Origin of the sequence: Rhizobium sp. SSA_523, from assembly GCF_030435705.1 — a bacterium.
Classification (GTDB): domain Bacteria; phylum Pseudomonadota; class Alphaproteobacteria; order Rhizobiales; family Rhizobiaceae; genus Neorhizobium.
Genome location: NZ_CP129382.1, coordinates 3,378,935 through 3,401,082, shown reverse-complemented (window position 1 = coordinate 3,401,082; position 22,148 = coordinate 3,378,935). Strand labels below are relative to the sequence as shown.

Sequence of the window (22,148 nt, the reverse complement as noted above, 5' to 3'; positions counted from 1 at the left end):
CAACGCCCTACGGACCAAGGATGAAGCCTTGTCTGACGAAGATAAAGACAGCAAAACAGAAGCTCCATCCCATAAAAAGCTGCAGGATGCCGCTGAGAAGGGCAATGTGCCCTTTTCCAAGGAGGTCACGCTTTTCGCCTCCTCCCTCGCCTTCTATTTCTTCATGATCTTCTTCATGCCCACGAGCGTCAACCGGCTGGGCGAATCGCTGAAGGACATCATCGAAAAACCGGACCAGTGGAAGCTTGAAAATGCGTCCGACGTGGTCTCGCTTGCAAGCTATATCGGCCATGACGCCGCCATGTTCCTGATGCCGGTCATGCTGCTTTTCGCGCTTTTCGGCCTTGGCTCCTCATTCGCCCAGAACATGCCCTCGCTGGTTCTCGAGCGAATCAGGCCGCAGCTTTCCCGCGTCTCGCCGATCAAGGGTTTCGGCCGTATTTTCAGCCTGCCGGGCCTCGTCGAATTTTCCAAATCGATTTTCAAGATCGCCATTGTCGGCATCACCATGTTCTTCGTCATGCGCAGCGATTTCCTGCATACGCTCGACGCTTTGTTTGCCGATCCGATCATCATCCCGGCCATGCTCTTTTCCTCGCTGAAGAAGATGATGATCGTGATCCTGCTGGCCACGGCCGTGCTTGCCGCAGCGGATTTCTTCTGGACCCGCCATCACTGGTACAGCCAGCTGAAGATGACGAAACAGGAGGTGAAGGACGAAAACAAGCAGGCCATGGGCGATCCGCTGGTCAAATCGCGCCAGCGCTCGGTAATGCGCAGCCGTGCACGCCAGCGCATGATGAACAATGTTCCCCGCGCGACGCTCGTCATCGCCAATCCGACGCATTACGCCGTTGCCCTGCGCTATGTGCGCGAGGAAAGCGAGGCGCCGGTGGTGGTTGCCAAGGGAACCGACCTTGTCGCTTTGAAAATTCGCGAACTGGCGGAAGCCAATCAGATCCCCGTTTTCGAGGATGCTCCCCTGGCCCGCTCCATGTTTGCGCAAGTCTCAGTGGATAGTGTCATTCCACCAGCCTTTTACAAGGCCGTGGCTGAGCTGATTCACCGGGTATACGCCGCGCGTGCACCCAAGAGACGGATACGCTGAAGACTATGAAGAAATGCAATCACTCGTTGGAACGCGAAAAAATTCTCGCAAAAGCGATCAGCCCGCTGGCCACCGAACTCCGGCTTATTGACGCGGTAGACCTGATTTCACTCCTCCGGCTCGAATGCCACAGCAGCATTGCCGATCTGGTGTCCTCCGCGGCAGAGCTGTACTTCCATCCCGGCACGATCAGTTTCGGCAGCGGCGGCGACTACCGGCTGGACTGGAATACGGTGCCGGAGGTCATTCTCGACCTGGAGATCAAGCCGCGCGACATCAAGATCTATGCGCGCCTGACGTTGACCGATACGACGGCCGGGGTCGAGATCGACCATATTTCCTTCCTGTTTCCGTCCGACGATCCGGCGGAGAATACCGCCTTCCTGTCGCGCTCGCTGCATGAGGCGCGCTATATCCGCCGGCCGACCGCGCTCGCCAGCTGATGCCGAAGGACAGGCGCCCGCCAGGGCGCCTCCTTTCGGCCCTTTGTGCCTCTATGGGCAAAACCAATATCTCTGGCGAAAACTGACCGCGGGACACCGATTCGATCGGGGCCAGCCACGTCTCTGACGCATGCGGCGATCGTCCGGATCCGCGATCTTTAATGGATATAGCCGAGCCGGATCGCCTTGGCGATCGCCTGGATGCGGTTGACGGCGTCCAGCTTGATGGTGGCCGAACCGAGATAGGCATTGACGGTGTGTACGGAAAGCCCCAGCCGCTCGGCGATCTCTTCGCTGATCTGGCCATCGCCGGCCAGTTGCAGGCAGGCGATCTCGCGCTCGCTCAGCGCCTCGGAGGGAACGGCACGCCGTTCATCCAGCGCCAGAAGATCCATCATCACGTGGCAGCTGCGCACATGCTGCTCGACGACGAGATCGCTCGCAATATTGATCGGGCCACCGGAAAAGGCGACGAAGCCGTTGCCGACCGCCCCCAGGCGGACCGGAAAGGCAATGCCGGAAAAGGGCAGATCCCTGGTTTCCAGTTTGACCACCATTGGCGGCGCCTCGCCGGCCGTTCCCTTCGCCTCGGCTTCCATGCTGCTCCAGGCCATGGGCAGGACCGACACTTCAATGTGATGCAGAAAGGCGTCGCCATAGGCTTCCAGCAGCGCCCGCCCCTGCTCGGCGCCGACACCGCCCCAATTGTCGAGTTCGCAGACCATCTTGCGCTTGTTGGGAAGCCCGGCGCCGGAAATGCGCAGCACGGCGAAATTGCGGGCGTGCAGCGCCTTTTGCATGGCCACCAGGCGCGGGAAGACATCGGATCGGCTTGAGGCGCGCGCGGTGGACCCCTGGTACACACCAGGACCGGCGCCACCGCCTTCGAACACTCCCTGCCAAGACGTCATTTTACGGTCCTAAACCAAATTGTTGCGGACCGCATAGGCGATCGCTTCCGATCGCGTCTTGGTCGCCGTTTTGCGCATCACGCTGGTGATATAATTGTTGATGGTATTGCGCGAAATTCCCAGGATCACGGCAATTTCATCGCTCGTCTTGCCTTCCGCGATCCAGAACAGACATTCGAGCTCGCGATCCGTCAAATCAAAATCGCGATCGACGCGGCCGGCACGGGTCTCGCCCAGGCTCAATGCGTAGCCCGCCAGCAGACCGATTTCCCGCAGGCGCTCCTGGGACAGGATCAGGCCTTCCAAGAAGAGCAGCATCACCGAGTAACGCGTCCGGCCCGCGCAGAAGGTCAGCGCGCAATATTGCCGGCTGATCTCGTCCTGCACCTCGGCCTCGTCCGGCAGAAGCGCAAATTGCGGGGTGAGAACGGCCAGGCATTTCTCGATCTCGGTGGACTTCGCATAGCCGCGCGCCAGGTTTTCGCTCAATTGTCGAACAAGATCAAAGGGCCAGTCGGAGGCGACGATGGAATTGAGGCCCTGTTCCTGGATCAGATCGTAACGGGCCAGGAGGTAGCGGGAGGCGCCGACATAATCGGTCAGAAGCCGCATCACGGCCTGCATATTGCCTGTCGCGCCGCTGATCGACAGACGGCGCAGAAACAAATCACGTGTCCCGGATTTCGGCCCAGCGCTGTCGATGGAGTGCCTGCCCTCAGGCCTTATGTCTGCGCTTTGCAACTCCATCGAGCTTTTTCTCCCTGTAGGAAGTGGCATCATGCCCCTTTCCCCGGTGTCGTTCCAGCCATGGGTCGCGATCACCGTTTGGCGCTCGCCATGCTGATCGAATCATGGCCATTTTAAGAGGCTGCCCAGGAATTGCCATAACCTGGCTACATTTTCCTCAGCGTGCCCTGTGGAGAGGCGAAGACCATCCGCCTGACGGCCCTCCGACTATATTAGCGTTCACTTATAAGCAACTCTGTCCGGGGGCAATCCTGCCGAATGCAGTCTTGCGGGTCTTGGCGCCCGTCTCACGCCGGACAGCAAAAAGGCCGGGAAGACCCGGCCTTTTTTCATGGAGGAGGATGCGGAACTCAGGCGGCGCGTTCGCCGGCCCATTTGCGCAGGATCTTTGCCGCCCGCTCTTCGGAGATCTCGACCATGCGGGCGAGACGCTTTTCCGGGCCCTCCTTGACGCGCCGGTTGAAGCCGCCATTCGGATCGTCTTCGGCCCCGAAGAGGTCGCTGGCACCGTCGAAGCCGAAATCGGCGCCGAAATCCGCTCCAAACCCTTCCGGCAGGGCTGCTGCGCCACCGGCTGCCGGCGAGAAATCGGGCAGTTCGAGACCGGCCGCTTCGCTTGCGATCTCCGAGGAGCCGCTGCCTGTGCCGGCAACCGTGCGAACCACCGGACGCAGGCCGAACCAGATGACCAGGAAGGCGACGAGGATGAAGGCCGCGGAATTGATGATGCCGCCGAGATTGCGGGTGAGGATTTCGCCGACACCCGGGCCCGAGGCGGCTGCATCATCCAGCAGCTGGTTTTCGAGGAAATCCATCGCCGTGACATTGACCACATCGCCGCGCTCGGCATTGACGCCGGCTGCCGTGGCGACGATCTTCTGCATCTCGGCCAGATAGGCATCGACCTTCTGCTGGTCGGCAGGCTCGCCTACCATTTTCTCGATCCGGGCGCGATTGACCACCACGGCGATCGACAGTTTCTCCACCCGGTAGCTGTTGCGGGTCGTCGCCGTCGTCTTCGAGTTGATCTCGTAATTGGTCTGCTCTTCCTTCTTGTCGCTCTGGTCGGAGGATTCCGGACCGGCACCGCCGGCCTCCGGCGCCGCCTGCGGAACATTCTGCTCCACGGTGGCTGCCGTATCGGACGCACGCTGCTGCGACTTCTGCGCTTCCTTGGTGACCTTCACGGAGCGTTCGACGCGCGATTCGGGATCGAAGACGGTTTCCTGGATCTGCTGCGTGTCCAGGTTCAGGACGGCCGTGGCGCTGGAGCGGAAATTGTCCATGCCGAGGAAAGGAGCGAGCGCTTTGTCGATATTGGATTCGACCTCCTGCTGCACCGTCTGCACGGTGGTGAGCGTCCGGCTGAGCGTGCTGTTGCCGTATTCGTCACCCGAGGCGAGCAGCTGGCCGGTGGAATCGAGAATCGTCACATCGTCCACTTCGAGACCGGGAACGGCCGAGGCAACGAGATGGCGGATGGAGGCGGCGGCCTTGCGGCCGGCATCGCTCTGGGCACGGATCATGACGGATGCCGTCGGCTTCTGCCCCGCACGGCGGAAATTGCCGACATCCGGCATGACGATATGGACGCGGGCGGCGGCAATGCCGCTGATCTGCTGGATGGACCTGGAGATTTCCCCTTCCAGCGCGCGCACACGCGTCACTTCCTGCATGAAGGAGGTGAGACCGAGCGAACCGACGTTGTCGAAGAGTTCATAACCCGCATTGCTGCTGTTGGGCAGGCCGCGCTCGGCCAGCATCAGACGGGCCTGGCTGGTGGTGCCCACGGGAACCTGCAGGCTCTTGCCATCCTGGCCGACTTCGAAAGCCATGCCGGCTTCCGCAAGGGCCGCGCTCACCTGATTGAGATCGGAGGTTTCCAGGCCGACATAGAGCGTCTCATAGGCCGGCTTGTTCACATAAAGCGCTGCGGCAATGACGATCGCCATCGAGACGAGACCGACGCCTGCCAGAGTCAGAAGCTTCGTCTGCCCCAGCGAGCCGAGGTTCTTCATGATTTGATTAAATTGAGCTAACAGATTCATTCTGTTCCTGCACCGTCACTGGAGAGAGGCTCTTTGCCCATCGCCAACTTAGAGTGCGAAGCTTGTGCGAGCGTTTCGCCCGCCGCACCCCGGTGCCGGATTGGAGAAAGCGGTTTGCCTGTCCCGTGACGTGCACCGGATCGCGGCAAGCTTTCGGGATCAGTATCGGGGATTTTTGCCTCGGCGCCGTGGTCTCCCTGCCCGCAGGGCGGCGGAAATCCAAGCGCTGAAATCGGCAGATATGCTAGAACAGATCGCAGTCTCCAGCCGCCTTGCTCAGAGGCTGGGAATGGCCGTGGCGCATGCCCTTGCTCAATGCCTTGTGCATATCGGCCAGCTTGACGAGGTTCAGCGCCGTCGAGACATCCACGGTGCAGGCATCGGGAATGGTGGCGGTGATCGTATCGATGAATTCGGCCAGGCCGCGCGTCTTCTGCACGGCGAGATCAATGCCCTGCAGCACCTTCATGCTGTCCGGCGAGTTCAGAACCGAGGCGCCGCCGAGTTCCAGCAATTGCGGCTCCACCCTTTCGATGAGATAGGCCACATCGTAGAGTTCCGAGACGATGCGCATCAGGACGTCCGGCAGCTTTTCTTCGAGGTAAGCCGCCTGCTGCACGTGAAGTTCGGTCATTGCTTCCTCTACTCAAAAAAATTCGATTGAACTTTCGACCGGCTTTGCCGGACGTGCCGGGCGCTGTTCCATGGCAACCGTCGTCTGCGTTTCAGCACCCGTCAGCGGATAGGTCCGCGCGCGGCCGCTGACCGGCCAGTATTCCAGCTTTCGACCATATTCGCCGCCCGTCGAGGCTCCGACGATCCGGATGCCTTCGTCGCGCAGGAAATTGGTTGCGAAGGTCGCATTCTGCTCACCGACATTGGAGAAGCTTGCAATGGTCTTGGCGCCCCCGAAGATCTTGGCTTCCAGCCGATCGCGCCGGCCGCCACGCTTCAGAATGCCGTTGATGAGAAGTTCCATGAGATGGACGCCGTAGCGAGACATGTCACCGCCAGACATGCCCCCCGGCCCGTTGCCCGGCAAGAGGAAGTGGTTCATTCCACCCACCCCCGCGATGGGATCTCTCAGGCACGCAGCCACGCAGGATCCGAGGATCGTCGTGATGACGGCGTCCGGATCATCCGTAACTTTATATTCGCCTTGGATGATGTTCATCCGCTTGGCTGCGGCCAGTTGATTCATTTAAGCGCTCCGAACACTGCCTCGATGGCAGCCTTCATCTTCTCGATCGTGAACGGTTTGGCGAGAACATTGTTGGCACCAAGCTGGGCCGCCTTCTGCACCAGGGCACGATCGCCCTGGGCCGTCAGGATGATGAAGGCGGCCTTCTTGGTGGTCGGATTGGTGCGAACCGCCTGAAGAAGGCCGAGACCGTCCATCTTGGGCATGTTGAAGTCGGAAATCACCAGATGGTGCGGCTGCTCGGCCATGATCTTCATGCCCTGCTCGCCATCGCCGGCAGCGGTGATCTGCTTGAAGCCGAGCTGTGTCAGAGCGTCGCTGAGAAGCAACCGGCTGGTGACCTGATCGTCGACGATCAGTACTTTGATTTTTTCAGCGAGAGACATTTATTCGGTACCTTCTTTCCGGGCGGCGGTTAATTTCAAAATCTCTTCTCCAATGGCACCAAGCGGCAATTGCTGCTCGACGGCACCAATATCCTGCGCGACCCTCGGCATGCCGTAGACCACGCATGTCTTTTCGTTCTGCCCGATGGTGCGTGCGCCCGCACTCCGCATCCTGAGCAATCCCGAGGCTCCGTCACGACCCATGCCGGTCAGGATGACCCCGACGGCATTGCGGCCGGCCAGCTCCGCGACCGAATCGAACAGGACATCCACCGACGGCCTGTGGCCGTTGACGGGATCACGTTCGACAAGCCGGCAGCATGGCGCAGACGGATTGACCACCTGCAGGTGCCTGTCGCCACCCGGCGCGAGATAGATCTTGCCGATCTCCAGCCTCGCCCCGTCTGTCGCTTCCTGCACCACAGGCGCACAGATACGATTAAGGCGTTCAGCAAAACTTTTCGTAAACGTCGGCGGCATGTGCTGCGTTATGACCGTTGGCGGACAATTGCGCGGGAATTTCTGCAGGACCGCGATCAGCGCCTCGACGCCGCCGGTCGATGATCCGATGGCGACGACCTTGCGGCCGACGCGGTATTCGGCAGCCGGAGCGACGGGGGCGGGCGCCGGCAGGCGCTGGCGCCCGAGGTTGGAACGGGCGGCAGCCTTCACTTTCTCCGCCAGATCGCCGAACGGTCTCGCATCGCCCGGGACCGGCTTGCCGACACAGTCGAAGGCGCCGATTTCGAGCGCCGCGAGCGTTGCATTGGCGCCCTGATGCGTCATCGTGGAGACCATGATCACCGGCATGGGCCGCAGACGCATGATCTTTTCAAGGAATTCGAGCCCGTTCATGTTGGGCATTTCAATGTCGAGCGTAACCACATCCGGATTGAGCTGCTTGATCGCCGCGCGCGCTTCATGCGCATCGCTTGCCTGGCCGATGACGCTGACATCCGGATCGGAATTCAGGACAGCCGTGATCAATCCGCGCATCGTCGGGGAATCGTCTACTACAAGAACGCGTGCCGGCACTGTCATGCTCTCCCTCCTGCGCTTTTGCCAGTATAGCGGTAGGTGGTTATTCCTATGTTATCGAAAACATTTTTCGCGTCTCCCGAAACGCGTTCGGAATGGCCGATGTAGAGATGGCCGCCGACAGGAAAGAGCGAGGCGAACCGTGTCCAGATCTTCATCTGCGTCGGCTCGTCGAAATAGATCACGACGTTGCGGCAGAAGATCACGTCGAAATTGCCCTTGAACGGCCATTGGGCCATCAGGTTCAATTCATTATAGGTGATGAGCTTCTTGACCTTGTCGTCGATCTGGAACTTGCGCCGCCCGCCGGCATCGACTTCGCGAAAATATTGCTTGCGCATGACCGGCGTGACGGTTTCAAGCGCGTTCTCGTCGTAAATGCCGGCCCGCGCCTGGGCGAGGATCTTCGGATCGATATCGGTGGCCAGGATGCGGAAATCGTAATCCACCGCATTGGGCAAGAGCGACAGGACCGTCAGCGCGATGGAATAGGGTTCCTGGCCGTCGGAGCAGGCCGCGGACCAGATGCGCACCCTTCCGCCGGCCTTGGCGCGGGCGATCAGGCCGGGAAGAACCTCATCCCGCAAATGGTCGAAATGGTGGTTTTCCCGGAAGAACCTTGTGAAGTTCGTCGTCAGGTGCGACAGCATCTCCCGCCGCGCGGCCGCGCCTTCCGGCGAAGCCACCAGGGTACAGTAGTCGCGGAAACCGCGCAGGCCCAGATTGCGGATATGTTTCGACAGCCGCGAATAGACGAGCGACGCTTTCGTCTCGTTGAGATAGATGCCGGCATCGGCATAGATCATCGCCGCGATTTCGGAGAGGTCACGGCGGGTCAGCGGATATTCGCCGCTGGCCAGGACTTCATCCGCGGCGTTTCTGCTGCCATCCAGTAGGCCAAGAGGCGTCATGCGGCTTCGCTTTCAGTGTCGGGGAAAAGGGCATCGAGGTCGATGAGGCAGATCATGCGCTTGTCAATCGCAAGGATACCCCTCGCATATTGCTTCTCCAGTTCCGAGGACACCTCGGGCACCGGCTGGATATTGTCGTCGGTCACGGTCAGGATGTCGGACACCGCCTCCACCAGCATGCCCACCATGCGGGTCTTGACCTGCGCCACGATGATGACGTGGCGGGGGGAAGGTTCCGCCCGCCGCATGCCCAGCCTTGCCGCCAGATCGACGATGGGCAGGACGGCGCCGCGCAGGTTGATGACGCCCATCATGTAGGAGGGGGCATGCGGCAGGCCGGTTGCCTTCGTCCATCCGCGGATTTCCCGAACCGACATGATGTTGACGCAAAATTCCTGATCGCCAATGCGGAAGGCAATGAGCTCCCGGCTTCCTTGAGCAAGATTTTTGACGGCGTACGACATTGCTCCTGACCCGTTACTTCACTCTTTCACTGCTGCGATTCTCAGCCGGTTGCCGCAAGCGCCAGATCCGACTTCATGCCGCCTTCCTGGCGCAGCGACTGGCCGCGCGAGGCTGCCACGACGGCATCCACATCGAGGATGAGCGCAACGCGTCCATCGCCGAGAATGGTCGCTGCAGCGATGCCCGGAACATGCGTGTAGTTTGCCTCAAGCGACTTGATGACCACCTGGCGCTGGCCCTGGATTGCATCCACCATCAGCGCCCGCTGGCCGCCGCCTTCCGATTCCACCAGAAGCGCCACGCCCTCTACGGGATTGGCCTGGCTTGCCCGGAAGTTCAGGATCCGGCCGACATCCACGAGCGGGCAGAAGGAGTTGCGGATCGAGATCAGCCGCTGGTTGGCGCCGAAGGAATGGATGTTCGACGCTTCCGGCTGCAGGGTTTCGACGATCGCCGTCAGCGGCACGACGAGCGTCTGTCCGGCCACGGTGACCACCATGCCGTCGAGCACGGCAAGCGTGAGCGGCAGGCTCATGGTGAAGGTCGAGCCCTGGCCCGGACGCGAGCTGATCGATATGCGGCCGCCCAGTGCCTGGATGGAGCGCTTGACGACGTCCATGCCGACGCCGCGACCGGAAATGTCGGAGATCTTGTCTGCGGTCGAGAAGCCCGGCATGAAGATCAGGTTGTCGATTTCCTCGTCCGAAAGATTGGCATCGGCGGGAATGAGATCGTTGTCGATCGCCTTCTGCTTGACCTTTTCGCGATTGATGCCGGCGCCGTCGTCGACGAGTTCGATCACGATGCGGCCGGAGCGATGCTTGGCGGTCAGCCGCACCGTGCCTTCCGGATTCTTGCCGGCGGCCTCACGCTTTTCCGGGCTTTCGATGCCGTGGTCGACGGCATTGCGGATCATGTGCGTCAACGGCTCGGCGAGCTTGTCGATGACCGTCTTGTCGACTTCGGTATTTTCGCCTTCCGTCACCAGGCGGATCGACTTCCCGACCATGTCGGCCACTTCGCGCACGATACGCGACATGCGCTGGAAGACCGGCTTGACCGGCTGCGCGCGGATCGCCATCACCGAATCCTGGATCTCGCGGGTGAGCTGCTGCAGCTCCTCGAGACCCATATTGATGGACGAGGTGCCCGTCGTGTCGTTTTCGATGACGCTCTGGGACAACATCGCCTGGTTGATGACCAGTTCGCCGACGAGATTGATGAGGCGATCGACGCGGTCGAGGTCGACGCGGATCGTCTGGCCGGCGCTGCTATTGGCGGCACTGGCGGCATTGGCCGCTGCCGCGGCCGATTGGCTTTCCTTCTTCTCGACGCGCGCGGCGGCGGCCGTCATGGTGCTGACATTGCTGGCGGTTTCGGCCGCCGCAACGGCTGCGGCCGCAGCCTGGCCGGCGCCGTCATCGTCGCCATGGGCCGCATCGTGGTCACCCTCTTCGGCGCCGTCATCCAGGATGCTCAGGTCGAAGGGGACCGGCACCATTGGCAGCTCTTCCTGCACGCCTTCGGCAAGCTTGACGTCGAGATCGCAATCCCATTCGGCAAATTCGAAGACGCTGCGGATATCCTGCTCGGTCTTGCTGGTCTTGACTTCGATGGTCCAGCCGAAATAGGCGCCTTCCGGATCCATCTTGTCGAAGGCCGGCAGCTGCTGGATGTCGCAATTGATGCTCATATCGCCGATGCGGGACAGATCGCGCAGCAGGAGCGCGGCCTCATTGCCCTTGGCATAAAGCTCGCGGCGGGGCCGGAAGGACACTTCGAACCTGGAGGGCTCGATCGTCGGCTCGTCTTCCTCGAACCCGTCGAATGTGAAGGGGATCGGCTGGAAGCCGCTTTCATCGGTCGGCGGCGGTGCGGCGGCTTCGGGCGCTGCCGGCACCGGCTTGGGCGCAGCCGGCTTGGCTGCGGCCGGCTTCGGCGCCTCGGCCGTCGCCGCGGGAAGCTCACCCCTTGCCAGGGCCTCGAGTTCCTTCACCAGCGAACGGCTGCGCGCGGCATCCACACTGCCGCCATCGCGCGATGCCGTGACCAGATCGGCCAGCACGTCGGCGGACTTCAGCATGACCTTGAGCACGTCCTGCGTCGGCTCCAGCTTGTTGGAGCGGACGCAATCCAGCGTCGTCTCGAAGACATGGGCAAACGAAACCAGGTCATCAAGCCCGAATGCGCCGGCACCGCCCTTGATGGAGTGGACCGCACGGAAAACAGCATTGACCGTTTCCGGGTCGCGGTCGCCGTCATTGAGCTTGAGAAGACCAGATTCCAGTTCGGCGAGCTGCTCCTCGCATTCCTGGAAGAAGATCTCTTTGATTTCGTTCATATCCATCGCAGGAATTCCCGGTTCAGGCGGTTACACGCTCGATCGCGTCGATCAGTTTTGCAGGATCGAAAGGCTTGACGATCCAACCCGTCGCACCGGCCTGGCGCGCGCGGTTCTTCTTTTCTGCATCGCTTTCGGTGGTCAGGACGAGGATCGGAACAGCCCGATAGCGGTCGTTGCGGCGCACGCCTTCAATGAAGCCGAAGCCATCGAGGCGCGGCATGTTGATATCGGTGACGATGACGTCCGGATTGCATTCTTCCAGGACTTCGAGCCCTTCCACGCCATCCTCGGCCTGGATCGTCTCGTAGCCGGCATTGTTCAAGGTCACCAGAAGCATGTTCCGGATCGTCCTTGAATCGTCGACGGTCAAAATCTTCTTCTTCACTGCTGATTCTCCTTAGCGATGAAATGATCCAAATTGATGCCAATGAGCTGCAAGGACTTGTCGAACGCATCCGAGACCTTCTCGATGACGAAGCGCTTCTTGTCCTCTTGCCAGGCCGTGGCCGCAGCCATCAGGACCTGAATGCACTGAACCCCGACGCGCTCGACCCGTGACGCATCGATCGAGACGTCGCTGCCGCGCAGATTGCTCAACTGGCCGTGCAGCACGGATGCCTCATTGAGGTCCAGCACCGAAGCCAAGGTTACGCTTCCTGTCCCTGCAGTCGTGCTTGCCATTCCATCAATCCTCGTTGCTCTTGCGGCTGCCGCGCTGTGCATTGCCGGCGCCCATTCCGATAAAGGTCATATCTTGAAAGCCTTGCTCATGCCGACCGCCCCCAGGCCGCCACCGGCTGCTCGAGAAAGGCAATGTCTTCGTCGCCCGGCAGAAGGTCGAGGCGAACTTTATCCGCAGCCTCGCTCTCCTTGCGCACCGGCCATGAAGGCTGGCCCGCACTTTCCCGCGCCACGCGGAATTCGCGGACCGTGCGCCCGAGCTCCAGGATGACGGTGTGCAGGTCCTCGCTGTCGCCGCCGATATCCCTGGCAATCCTCGCGCCGCCCTTCAGCCTTGCGTCCAGGGTCTGGACGCTGCCGGCGATCCGCGTCAGCGACTGCGCCTGTTCATCGGTGGTGCGGGCGATCTCCGCCACCTTCACATTGATGCCGGCAACCTGCGCCACGATGCCGCCGATCGCGTCCTGCGTGCGGTGGACCATCTTCACGCCCGCATCAACCTGCGATTTCGTTCCGGTGACGAGCTGTTTGATCTCCCGCGCCGCATCGGCGGACCGCTGTGCCAGCGCCCGCACTTCCTGGGCGACCACGGCGAAGCCGCGACCGGATTCGCCCGCGCGGGCCGCCTCGATCCCGGCATTGAGGGCCAGGAGGTTGGTCTGGAAGGCGATCTCGTCGATCACGCCGATGATCTGGCCGATCCGCTCTGCCGAAACCTCGATATCCGCCATGGCGCTGATCGCCTTGCCCACGACATCGCCGCTGTCTTCGGCCGAGCGGCGGGCGCCGGCCACGGCCTCTTCGGTCATTCCGGCCTCGCCGGCACTGCGCTGGACCCTGTCTGCCAGCTCGGCGATCTCGGCCGCCGTCTGCGAGACCTCCTGCGAACAGTCATCCAGTTCCTGGCCGAGCCGGCGGCCGGTCTCGGCCAGCCTGACTGCGAGGCTTTCGGCCGAGACAACCTTGGCCGTCGCCGTCTCCATGGCAAGACGCATGGCGTCCAGGGCCTGGTCGAGCAGGCCGGACAATTCACCATAGACGTCCGGACGGTCCTCACCGACCGCAGCAGTCAGATCCTTTGCCGCCAATCGCGCCGCAAGCGGGCCGAACAGATCGTTGGCTTCGGCCTGGTCCCGCTGCCGCTGGGCGGCGAGCGCCCGATGGTGGCGGTTTCTCAGATCGTTGATCCGCAGCGACACGGCGATTTCGAGATCCACCATCACCAGACGGATGACGGATTGGATCGCATCGGCAATTTCACGGTCGCGCCTGCGGCCGGCGGGCAGCAGCGATTTTGCCGCCAGCTGCTCGACAAGGCCGGACACCAGAGTTTCGAGCATGACCGCATGACCGGCAATATGCCAGCGCGGGTCGAGCCCCATGCGGCTCTCTGCATCGGAGAGCACTTTCACCCGCTCGGCATACAGGGCATCGAAGCGGGCATCGGTCAGAACGCTCCAGTGCGAGGCCTGGAGATCGTGCAGGCGGTCGATCTGCAGGTCGCTCTCGAAATGGCGCATGGCGTCCGGCGAGGATTGCAGCCGCTGGAAGAAATCGCGCAGCCCTTCCTTCAGGCGCTCCTCGAGCGCGGGACGGAAGCGGCGCAGGAGATCGCAGCATTCGGCATCCAGGCCCGCGAAGGCAAGCCGGTCGCGCAGGCTGTTTGCCTGTGCCTTTCGTGCCTGATCCGTCGATGCGTCCTGAGCCAAGGCCCGTCCCCAATGATGCGCCGAACCGGATTGGCTCGGCGTGAAACTTCGTTGCCGCTGCGAATGCTGATGTGCTCCGCCGGCGGTCTTTCTCGATGCGTGTCCGGCAGCGCGAGCCCGACGGATGTCTGTCTCCGTCCGGGCAGGGCAACGGCAACAGTCGGGACTCCAGCCTCGGCCGAGCCGCAACGTCACGAAACGGCTAGCCGGCTTGCGGGTTGAACCCAGCCGTCGACACGGGAATGTCATGGAAGATACCGGAGCAGAACCGGTACGACGCAGCGGCCTCATGCCTGGAAGGGGTCAGTGCGGATCACCCCATCTCGCCGTCCTGGATCATTTGTATGGTTAATTCCTTGCCTGAAGGTTAATGGCAGATCAGAGCCGCGGCTTTTCCCACCGGCTTAAATAGCGAGCGCGACGAAAACTTGGGCGCAAGCTCCGTGCAAGATGAAATGGCTACCAAAAATGGGATCAAGCATGATGTTTCGGAGATAAGGACAATGATTGTTCTGCATGTAACGGCAGCTCTTATTGCTGTCGCCATTCTGCTGACCGTTACGGTCAGCGCCCGATCGGACGACCGGCGGCGGCGCAGCCGATGTGTGGTGCTCTAGGATCGAAACCCAATCACGATGGCGACGTGATGCTGTTCGATTTTGGAACAGGCCGGGCAATTTTGCCGACAAATTGAATGATGCCGGAAAGAAATCCGCGCGTCGCCACACTGCCGCGCGAAGGCGTGGGGGCACCTCGGAAGACTATGCGAGGTTCGTTGAATGCCGAGGCCGGTCCGCAAAAGATAAAGGCAATCGGGGTTGCCCGCCTGGAGACTGCGAGTGCGCCGTATTTTTGACCTGATTTGCGCGAGATGGCTTGCTGCCGTCCTGCTCGAATATCTGTCACTGAAGGCGGTTATACCGAAATTCACCTGAGGTGACCCATGCCCAATGAGACGAGCCAGCCTGCGCCCGCACCGGAGAAGACCTCGTTCTTCGTCGGCTTTGCGCGTTATCGGGTCGCCTTTGCCTCGGCCGCCATGCTTGCCGTGTTCGGCATTATGGCATTTGCGGTCTACAAGCTGACCAACGAAGTCCGCTATGACGATGTGATCGCTGCTCTGGCGGAGACTGATCTGAGCTCGATCGGCCTGGCCATCCTGTTCACGGCGCTCAGCTTCGCCTCGCTCATCTATTACGACCTCAACGCGCTTGACTATATCGGCCGCAAATTGCCGAAGATCCCCGTCGCCATCACCGCCTTCAGCGCCTATGCCATCGGCAACACCGCCGGTTTCGGCGCCTTGAGCGGCGGCGCGATCCGCTTTCGCGCCTATAGCCGGCTTGGCCTGTCGCCCGAAGACGTGGCGCGGGTGATCGCTTTCGTCACCTTCGCCTTCGGCCTCGGGCTTCTGGCGGTGAGCGCGATCGCCTCCTTGATCGCCGCGCCGCGCCTGTCGGTGATCGTCGGGATCGACCCCGCCTGGCTGCGCCTCGGCGCGCTGACCATTCTCCTCCTGCTGGCCGGCCTGCTCTATATCGGGCGCGAAGGCCGCTCGTTCCAATTGCTGGGCATTCGCATCCGCCTGCCCGACACGCTGACCTCGTCGCGGCAGTTCCTGATTACCGCCTTCGACATCGCGGTCTCGGCATCGGTTCTCTACGTGCTGCTGCCGCCGGGCACGATCGGCTGGCTCTCCTTTTTCACGATCTTCTCCGCTGCCATCGGGCTCGGCGTGCTCAGCCATGTGCCGGCCGGACTGGGCGTGTTCGAAGCCGTTATGATCGGCGCACTTGGCGACACCGTCGGGCTCGACCGCTTGCTGGGCAGCCTGGTGCTCTACAGATTGATCTATTACGTTCTGCCATTGACGCTGGCGATCGTTTCGGTGGTCGTCTCGGAAGCACGGGCGCTGGCGCGCCATCCGCTGGCGGGCGATATCGGCACCGTTGCGGCGCGCATCTCGCCGCCTCTGCTATCGGCCTTCGCGCTGCTGCTCGGCACGATGCTGATCTTTTCCAGCGTGACGCCGACGCCCGATACAGACCTCAACCTGCTGGCGCGGATCATTCCGCTTCCCGTCGTGGAGGGCGCGCATTTCCTGTCGAGCCTTCTCGGACTTGCGCTTGTCATTTCCTCGCGCGGGCTGGCGCAGCGGCTGGACGGCGCCTGGTGGGCGGCCCTGGTGGCCGCCGGCCTCGCCTTCCTTTTCTCCTTCCTGCGCGCCATTGCGCTGGTGGAAGCGACGTTTCTCGGCGTCTTCATCGCCGCCCTGCTTCTCAACGGCCAGCGGTTTCGCCGCCCCGCCTCGCTCTTCGGCCAGGTGCTCAGCCTGCCCTGGGTCATGGCGATGCTGGTCATCCTGGCGGGCGCGACCGCGATCCTGCTCTTCGTCTACCGTGACGTGGAATACAGCCGCCAGCTGTGGTGGCAATTCGAATTCATCGGTGAGGCGCCGCGCGGGCTGCGCGCGCTTCTGGGGGTTGCCATCTTTGCCATGGCGGCGGCGATTTTCAGCCTGCTGCGCCCGGCCTTTCACCACCCGCCGCCGGTGACGCAGGACGACATAGATCGCGCCATCGCCATATTGAACGGCTGCGACAATGCCGATGCAAACCTGGTGCGCATGGGCGACAAACGGGTGATGTTCTCCGATAGCGGCAGGACCTTCATCATGTATGGCGTGCAGGGGCGCTCCTGGATCGCGCTCGGTGATCCGATCGGCGACCCATCGGAGACCGGCGAACTGATCTGGCGGTTCGTCGAGCAGGCGCGCGGCGCTGGCGGGCGCTCGGTCCTCTACCAGGTCTCGCCGCAGCTTCTGTCCTTCTGCGCCGATGCCGGGCTGAGGGCCTTCAAGCTTGGCGAGATGGCATTCGTGGACCTGACCGCCTTCGAGCTCAAGGGAAGCCGGCTGGCTGCGCTTAGGCAGGCGCTGAGCAAGGGCGTGCGCGAGGGCATGAGCTTTTCCATTCTCGAGCCGGCGGAGGTCCCGCCAATCCTGCCTGAGCTGAAGGCAGTATCGGATGGCTGGCTGGCGCAGCATGATACACGCGAAAAGGGTTTCTCGCTCGGCGCCTTTGACGATGCTTATATTTCGTCCCTGCCGGTCGCCGTGCTGAGGAAGGACGAGCGGATCGTCGCCTTTACCACGGTGCTGGTGACGGAGATGAAATCGGAAGCCAGTGTCGATCTGATGCGCTTTGCCGCCGATGCGCCGAAGGGCGCCATGGATTTCCTCTTCGTGAGCCTGATGGATCATCTGAAGGCGTCCGGCTATAGCAGCTTCAATCTGGGCATGGCGCCGCTCTCGGGCATGTCGAAGCGGGAAGCCGCACCGGTCTGGGACCGGATCGGCAATACGCTTTTCGAACATGGCGAGCGCTTCTACAATTTCCGGGGTCTGCGCGCGTTCAAGTCTAAATTCCACCCACGTTGGCAGCCACGCTATATGGCGGTTGCGGGAGGAACCGGCGTCGTTCTCGCATTGATGGATGTGACGCTGCTGATCAGCGGCGGCGTGCGAGGCGTGGTAGGCAAATGAGACATTTTCTTCATCGGGCGATCTCTCGGTCGCGCAGCATCGCAGCGACATGCAGGCTCATCCCGGCTTCGCCTGTCCGGACGCTTTTCAGGTCGAAATCGGCCATCTCTCCCATCCGCATGCTGTTGATCGGCCTGCTGGCCCTGCCTCTTCCGGGCGTCGCTCGTCCGGCAGGCGCGCAGGTGAAAGACCTCGCCAGCCAGAGTTTCGATCTCGGCATGATCCCCTCGCCACACATCTACAAGCCGGCCGGAAAGCTCCTGGCCAATATCTTCCTTCTCTCCGACGCGGATGGCTGGACGGATGGCGAGGCGAAGGAGGCGGATGCCCTCTCGGCCAAGGGCGCGCTCGTCATCGGCATAGACCTGCCGACCTACCTTGCCAATCTGGACAAGGATCAGGACGACTGCATCTACATGATTTCCGATATCGAATCCCTTGCCCAGCAGGTGCAGCGCGCGCTTGGCGCCGGCAGTTATCGCTCGCCGGTGATCGCCGGCACCGGCGCCGGCGGCGCCCTCGTGCTCGGCATGATGGCGCAAAGTCCGCCGGCAACGATAGGGGAAGCCATTGCGGTGGACCCGCAGGCGAGCCTTCGTTTTTCCAAGCTTCTCTGCACGCCGGCCGAAAAGACGCCGGCCGAGGGCGGCGCCATGCGCTATGGCCTGACCGACGGCCCCCTGCCCGCCCCGATCAGCGTGTTTTTCACCGGCAATGCCGATGCAGACGGCAGGGCGCATGTGAAGGCGCTGGAGGCCAGCCACGATGAGATCGACCTGACCGATGTCCAGGGCTCTTCACGGGAGGCGCTCATCGCGGCGCTGACGGAAAGCCTTGATGCGGCCGGGTCGAGCGATCAGCCTCTCGACCTGCCGCTGACGATCCTGGACACCAAGCCGACGCTGGATACGCTCGCCATCATCTATTCCGGCGATGGCGGTTGGCGCGATATCGACAGCGAAGTGGGTGCCGTGCTGCAGGCCGACGGCGTTCCCGTGGTTGGCGTCGACGCCTTGCGCTATTTCTGGTCCGAGAAGAGCGCCGACGAGACGGCTGCCGATTTGAACCGGATCATCAAGACCTACAGAAAGCAATGGAATGTCCAGCATGTGATGCTGATCGGCTATTCCTTCGGCGCCGATATCCTGCCCTCGACCTTCAACCGCCTGCCGGAGGCGGTTCGCAAGAAGGTCGTCTTCATGAGCCTTCTCGGCCTGTCGCATTCGGCGGAATTCGAGATTTCCGTGACCGGCTGGCTGGGCGGACAGGGAAGCGGCAATGGCGGCGATCCTGCCGTCGATCTCAAATCCATCGATCCGGCCCTGGTGCAATGTATCTACGGCACGGAAGACGATGAAGAAGCCTGCAGCGATCTGAAGAGCCAGGGCATCGAAATTCTCGGCATAGAGGGCGGCCACCATTTCGACGAGGATTACCAGAAGCTCGCCCAGATCATTCTGACGGCTCTAAAAGCCCGGCTGGCGCGCTAAGGCGGCAGGTCCGGCGCATCCGATCCGGCCTTGTGCCCGGAGATTGAGCGGGAGCGGGACGCGGACCGGCAAATTCCGCTTGCCATGCCGATCCATCCGATTATAGCGACGCTATTGCACCCTCGCGCTGTGGCATGCCACCTGCCGGTTCCGGCCGCTGCATGCCACATGCACAGGAGTGCTCGGGGCTCATGCCGATCACTCCCGGCCCTTCTAAGGTTTGGGGCAGAACGGCAGAGGCGGATGACAGGCATGTCCTTGCCGCAGGCGGTCGGCATGGTTCGCGAAAGGCGTCATATTCATGGAAATCTTTACGGCTGCGGGTCTGGCAGCCTTCTTTCAGGTGATCGCGATCGATCTGGTCCTTGCCGGCGATAATGCGATCGTCATCGGTCTGGCGGCAGCGGGCCTGCCGGCGGCACAGCGCCAGAAGGCAATTCTGGTCGGCATCATTGCCGCCACCGTGCTTAGAATAGGCTTTGCGACCATCACCGCCTATCTCCTCGGCATTGTCGGACTGCAACTCATCGGCGGCCTGCTTCTCGGCTGGGTCTGCTGGAAGATGTGGACCGAATTGCGCGCCGCCGGGCATGAGGCCGACGCAGCGCTGAGCGAAGCCGAGCGGGAAATGACGAAGGTCGACAAGACCTTTTTCCAGGCCGCGATGCAGATCGTCATTGCCGATGTCTCGATGTCGCTCGACAATGTGCTGGCGGTTGCCGGCGCTGCCCAGGAGCATACCAGCGTGCTCATCGTCGGGCTCGTCGTCTCCATCGCGCTGATGGGGCTTGCGGCCAATCTGGTTGCCCGCCTGCTGCACCGCCACCGGTGGATCGCCTATGTGGGCCTGGCGGTGATCGTCTATGTCACCTTCAACATGCTGTATCATGGCGGCATGGAAGTCTGGCCCTATGTCCAGCAATGGCTGGCCTGAAGCGCCAAGCTGGGCGATAGCCGGCCTATGGAGGTTTGCCGCGGCGGCCAGGGAGAAAGGCGAATGAAGCGCAGCGTGCTGATCCTTGGCGGCGGGCCGGCCGGGCTCATGGCGGCCGAATGCCTCTCTGCCGCAGGGCTTCGCGTCACCGTCTGCGAGGCAATGCCGACCTTTGCCCGGAAATTCCTGCTGGCGGGAAAATCCGGTCTCAACCTGACGCATTCGGAAGGCTTCGATCAGTTCCGGACCCGGTTTGGCAGGGCGAATGCGCCCCTCGCGCAGGCGCTCGAAGGCTTTCCACCCGATGCGGTGCGGCGCTGGGCGGCCGATCTCGGCAGCTCCACATTCGTCGGCTCCTCCGGCCGCGTCTTTCCCCATGCCATGAAGGCCTCGCCGCTCCTGCGCGCCTGGCTGCGGCGGCTGTCGGACCAGGGTGTGACGCTCCTCACCCGGCATCGCTTCCTCGGATTTGCGGCGCAGGGTGGTGTGCGCATCGGCGAGCCGGAGGGCCAGCCGGAGGGCGAGCGGGTGATGCGCGCCGATGCGGTGCTCTTCGCCTTTGGCGGCGCCAGCTGGCCGCGGCTCGGTTCCGATGCCGCCTGGGTTGCCTCCTTCCGCGCCCGCGGCATCGAGATTGACGACTTCCGGCCGGCCAATTGCGGTTTCGACTGTGCGTGGAGCGATGTGTTTCGCACCCGCTTTGCCGGGGCGCCGGTAAAATCCGTCATCGCGACCTCCCCAGCCGGCAGCCGGCAGGGCGAATTCGTCATCAGCCGGCATGGTATCGAAGGCAGCCTCGTCTACGCCCATGCCAGCGCCCTGCGCGATCGGCTGGAGCAGGAGGGACGGGCGGAGCTGCTGCTCGATCTTGCGCCGGGGCGCGGGGAAGCGGCTCTGGCCGAGCGGATCGCCAGGCTCGCCCCCGGCACCAGCCTTGCCAACCGGCTGCGCAAGGCCGCTAACCTGGACGGCGTGAAGGCCGCCCTGCTGCGCGAATGTTGCGATCCGCAAGCGCTTGGCGACGCGAAGGCCCTGGCCCATGCGATCAAGAACCTGCCGATACCGCTGGTGCGGCCACGCCCGATCGCCGAGGCCATATCGTCAGCCGGCGGCGTGCGGTTCGCGGCGCTCAACGAGCACTTCATGCTGAAAGCCCTTCCCGGCTTCTTTTGCGCCGGGGAGATGATCGATTGGGAAGCGCCGACCGGCGGCTATCTTTTGACCGCCTGCTTTGCCACCGGCAAGGCCGCGGCCGACGGGATTCTTGCTTATCTCGACGGCGAAGAGGCCGCGGGAGATGCGCCCGCTTTCGCCTGATCTTTCCGACACCCGGCAGCCTTGGCAGGCTGTTCAGCTCGCAGGCGAGGCGCAGCGCACCAGATGGCGTCGTGCCGCCGATGAGGACCAGAAAGACTGAGCGAGGAATTTAAGACGAACGAGATCCGGCACATCGCCCAGCCCGTCCATCTCACCGTTCTATAACGCGTTGCGTCATACAACGGAACGCGTTATATTGGCGCATGATCCAAGGTTTTGCCGATCCTGAAACGGAAATCATCTTGTCGATTACCATGACTGCTCTTTTGCCAAACCCCCATCCCGGCGAAATTCTCCTGGAGGATTTCCTGAAGCCGATGGGCGTCAGCCAGAACGCGCTTGCGCGCGCCGTTCATGTGCCGCCACGCCGCATCAATGAAATCGTGCTTGGCAAGCGCTCCATGACCGCAGACACCGATCTGCGCCTCGCACGCTACTTCGGCATGTCGGAAGGCTTCTTCCTGGGCCTGCAGGCGGATTATGACCTGATGCAGCGCCGCCGCCAGATTGAGGGCGACCTGTCAAGCATTGAGCCTAGGGCCGCCTGAACACCTCGTATCGGCGACGCGCTCGAAACCACGGCAGATGTGACCCTCCCAGTCCGCACCAGGAGAGCGAGCAAACAGAAAAAAGCCCCTCCGCCCGGAATACCAGCGTCTCGTCGAACTCCTTGTGGAGACACGCCGCGCGGCTGAAATGACCCAGCAGCAGGTGGCCGACAGGCTTGGCAAGACGCAATCCTATGTGGCCAAGGTTGAAGGGGCGGAACGGCGGATAGACGTGCTGGAGTTTGCGGCGCTGGTGAAGGCCATGGGAAAAGATCCCACGGCGCTGCTCGACAGGTTCCTGTCCGAAATCGGATGATCACCAG

At 62.2% G+C, this 22,148-nt stretch carries 21 protein-coding genes; 8 read left to right on the top strand and 13 right to left on the bottom strand.

Annotated elements, in window-relative coordinates:
• Positions 1-28 precede the first annotated feature (28 nt).
• Positions 29-1,108: a flagellar biosynthesis protein FlhB gene (gene flhB / locus QTJ18_RS24405; protein WP_252753756.1), complete on the top strand. Its 1,080-nt coding sequence runs from the start codon at positions 29-31 to the stop codon at positions 1,106-1,108.
• 5 nt (positions 1,109-1,113) lie between these two features.
• Complete coding sequence (locus tag QTJ18_RS24400) at positions 1,114-1,551, top strand: hypothetical protein (protein WP_252753755.1); 438 nt, start codon at positions 1,114-1,116, stop codon at positions 1,549-1,551.
• Between the two features lie 158 nt (positions 1,552-1,709).
• Here QTJ18_RS24400 and visR read toward each other — a convergent pair whose 3' ends face one another.
• The 13 genes from visR to QTJ18_RS24335 all read right to left on the bottom strand — a co-directional run bounded on the left by visR (position 1,710) and on the right by QTJ18_RS24335 (position 13,992).
• Positions 1,710-2,462 (bottom strand): transcriptional regulator VisR, encoded by a 753-nt coding sequence (visR, locus tag QTJ18_RS24395; RefSeq protein WP_252753754.1) that lies wholly within the window; start codon positions 2,460-2,462, stop codon positions 1,710-1,712.
• A 9-nt stretch (positions 2,463-2,471) separates the two neighbouring features.
• On the bottom strand, positions 2,472-3,209 hold the full coding sequence (gene visN / locus QTJ18_RS24390) for a transcriptional regulator VisN (RefSeq protein ID WP_252753753.1): 738 nt from the start codon (positions 3,207-3,209) through the stop codon (positions 2,472-2,474).
• 350 nt (positions 3,210-3,559) lie between these two features.
• Positions 3,560-5,257 (bottom strand): flagellar basal-body MS-ring/collar protein FliF, encoded by a 1,698-nt coding sequence (fliF, locus tag QTJ18_RS24385; protein WP_252753752.1) that lies wholly within the window; start codon positions 5,255-5,257, stop codon positions 3,560-3,562.
• Between the two features lie 244 nt (positions 5,258-5,501).
• Positions 5,502-5,891: a chemotaxis protein CheT gene (gene cheT, locus QTJ18_RS24380; RefSeq protein WP_252753751.1), complete on the bottom strand. Its 390-nt coding sequence runs from the start codon at positions 5,889-5,891 to the stop codon at positions 5,502-5,504.
• Positions 5,892-5,903: 12 nt separating this feature from the next.
• The gene (gene cheD / locus QTJ18_RS24375; protein ID WP_252753750.1) at positions 5,904-6,458 is read right to left on the bottom strand and encodes a chemoreceptor glutamine deamidase CheD; all 555 of its coding nucleotides are present in this window, start codon (positions 6,456-6,458) and stop codon (positions 5,904-5,906) included.
• Positions 6,455-6,844: a response regulator gene (locus tag QTJ18_RS24370; RefSeq protein WP_210103594.1), complete on the bottom strand. Its 390-nt coding sequence runs from the start codon at positions 6,842-6,844 to the stop codon at positions 6,455-6,457. The genes cheD and QTJ18_RS24370 overlap by 4 nt, the downstream gene beginning before the upstream one ends.
• A complete protein-coding gene (gene cheB, locus QTJ18_RS24365; RefSeq protein WP_252753749.1) occupies positions 6,845-7,885 on the bottom strand; it encodes a protein-glutamate O-methylesterase CheB in 1,041 nt (346 codons plus the stop codon).
• Positions 7,882-8,793 (bottom strand): protein-glutamate O-methyltransferase CheR, encoded by a 912-nt coding sequence (gene cheR, locus QTJ18_RS24360; protein WP_252753748.1) that lies wholly within the window; start codon positions 8,791-8,793, stop codon positions 7,882-7,884. Before cheR ends, cheB begins: the two co-directional genes overlap by 4 nt.
• On the bottom strand, positions 8,790-9,257 hold the full coding sequence (locus QTJ18_RS24355) for a chemotaxis protein CheW (RefSeq protein WP_252753747.1): 468 nt from the start codon (positions 9,255-9,257) through the stop codon (positions 8,790-8,792). The genes cheR and QTJ18_RS24355 overlap by 4 nt, the downstream gene beginning before the upstream one ends.
• A 41-nt stretch (positions 9,258-9,298) precedes the next feature.
• A complete protein-coding gene (locus QTJ18_RS24350) occupies positions 9,299-11,605 on the bottom strand; it encodes a chemotaxis protein CheA (protein ID WP_252753746.1) in 2,307 nt (768 codons plus the stop codon).
• A gap of 16 nt (positions 11,606-11,621) precedes the next feature.
• Positions 11,622-11,987 carry a response regulator gene (locus tag QTJ18_RS24345; RefSeq protein ID WP_165215639.1) on the bottom strand — a complete coding sequence of 122 codons (366 nt, stop codon included), beginning with the start codon at positions 11,985-11,987 and terminating at the stop codon, positions 11,622-11,624.
• A complete protein-coding gene (locus tag QTJ18_RS24340; RefSeq protein WP_252753745.1) occupies positions 11,984-12,283 on the bottom strand; it encodes an STAS domain-containing protein in 300 nt (99 codons plus the stop codon). Before QTJ18_RS24340 ends, QTJ18_RS24345 begins: the two co-directional genes overlap by 4 nt.
• Before the next feature lie 86 nt (positions 12,284-12,369).
• Positions 12,370-13,992 (bottom strand): globin-coupled sensor protein, encoded by a 1,623-nt coding sequence (locus QTJ18_RS24335; protein ID WP_252753744.1) that lies wholly within the window; start codon positions 13,990-13,992, stop codon positions 12,370-12,372.
• Positions 13,993-14,935: 943 nt separating this feature from the next.
• Here QTJ18_RS24335 and mprF point away from each other — a divergent pair.
• From mprF to QTJ18_RS24305, 6 genes are all read left to right on the top strand, one after another.
• Entirely contained in the window at positions 14,936-17,536 is a 2,601-nt protein-coding gene (gene mprF, locus QTJ18_RS24330) for a bifunctional lysylphosphatidylglycerol flippase/synthetase MprF (protein ID WP_252753743.1), read from the top strand.
• A 119-nt stretch (positions 17,537-17,655) separates the two neighbouring features.
• A complete protein-coding gene (locus QTJ18_RS24325) occupies positions 17,656-19,026 on the top strand; it encodes a virulence factor family protein (RefSeq protein WP_289852124.1) in 1,371 nt (456 codons plus the stop codon).
• Positions 19,027-19,327: 301 nt separating this feature from the next.
• Positions 19,328-19,960 carry a TerC family protein gene (locus QTJ18_RS24320; protein WP_252753741.1) on the top strand — a complete coding sequence of 211 codons (633 nt, stop codon included), beginning with the start codon at positions 19,328-19,330 and terminating at the stop codon, positions 19,958-19,960.
• Between the two features lie 63 nt (positions 19,961-20,023).
• The gene (locus QTJ18_RS24315; RefSeq protein ID WP_252753740.1) at positions 20,024-21,277 is read left to right on the top strand and encodes a TIGR03862 family flavoprotein; all 1,254 of its coding nucleotides are present in this window, start codon (positions 20,024-20,026) and stop codon (positions 21,275-21,277) included.
• A gap of 254 nt (positions 21,278-21,531) precedes the next feature.
• Positions 21,532-21,825 (top strand): HigA family addiction module antitoxin, encoded by a 294-nt coding sequence (locus QTJ18_RS24310; RefSeq protein ID WP_252753946.1) that lies wholly within the window; start codon positions 21,532-21,534, stop codon positions 21,823-21,825.
• Between the two features lie 148 nt (positions 21,826-21,973).
• Positions 21,974-22,141: a helix-turn-helix domain-containing protein gene (locus tag QTJ18_RS24305; protein WP_252753739.1), complete on the top strand. Its 168-nt coding sequence runs from the start codon at positions 21,974-21,976 to the stop codon at positions 22,139-22,141.
• Positions 22,142-22,148 lie beyond the last annotated feature (7 nt).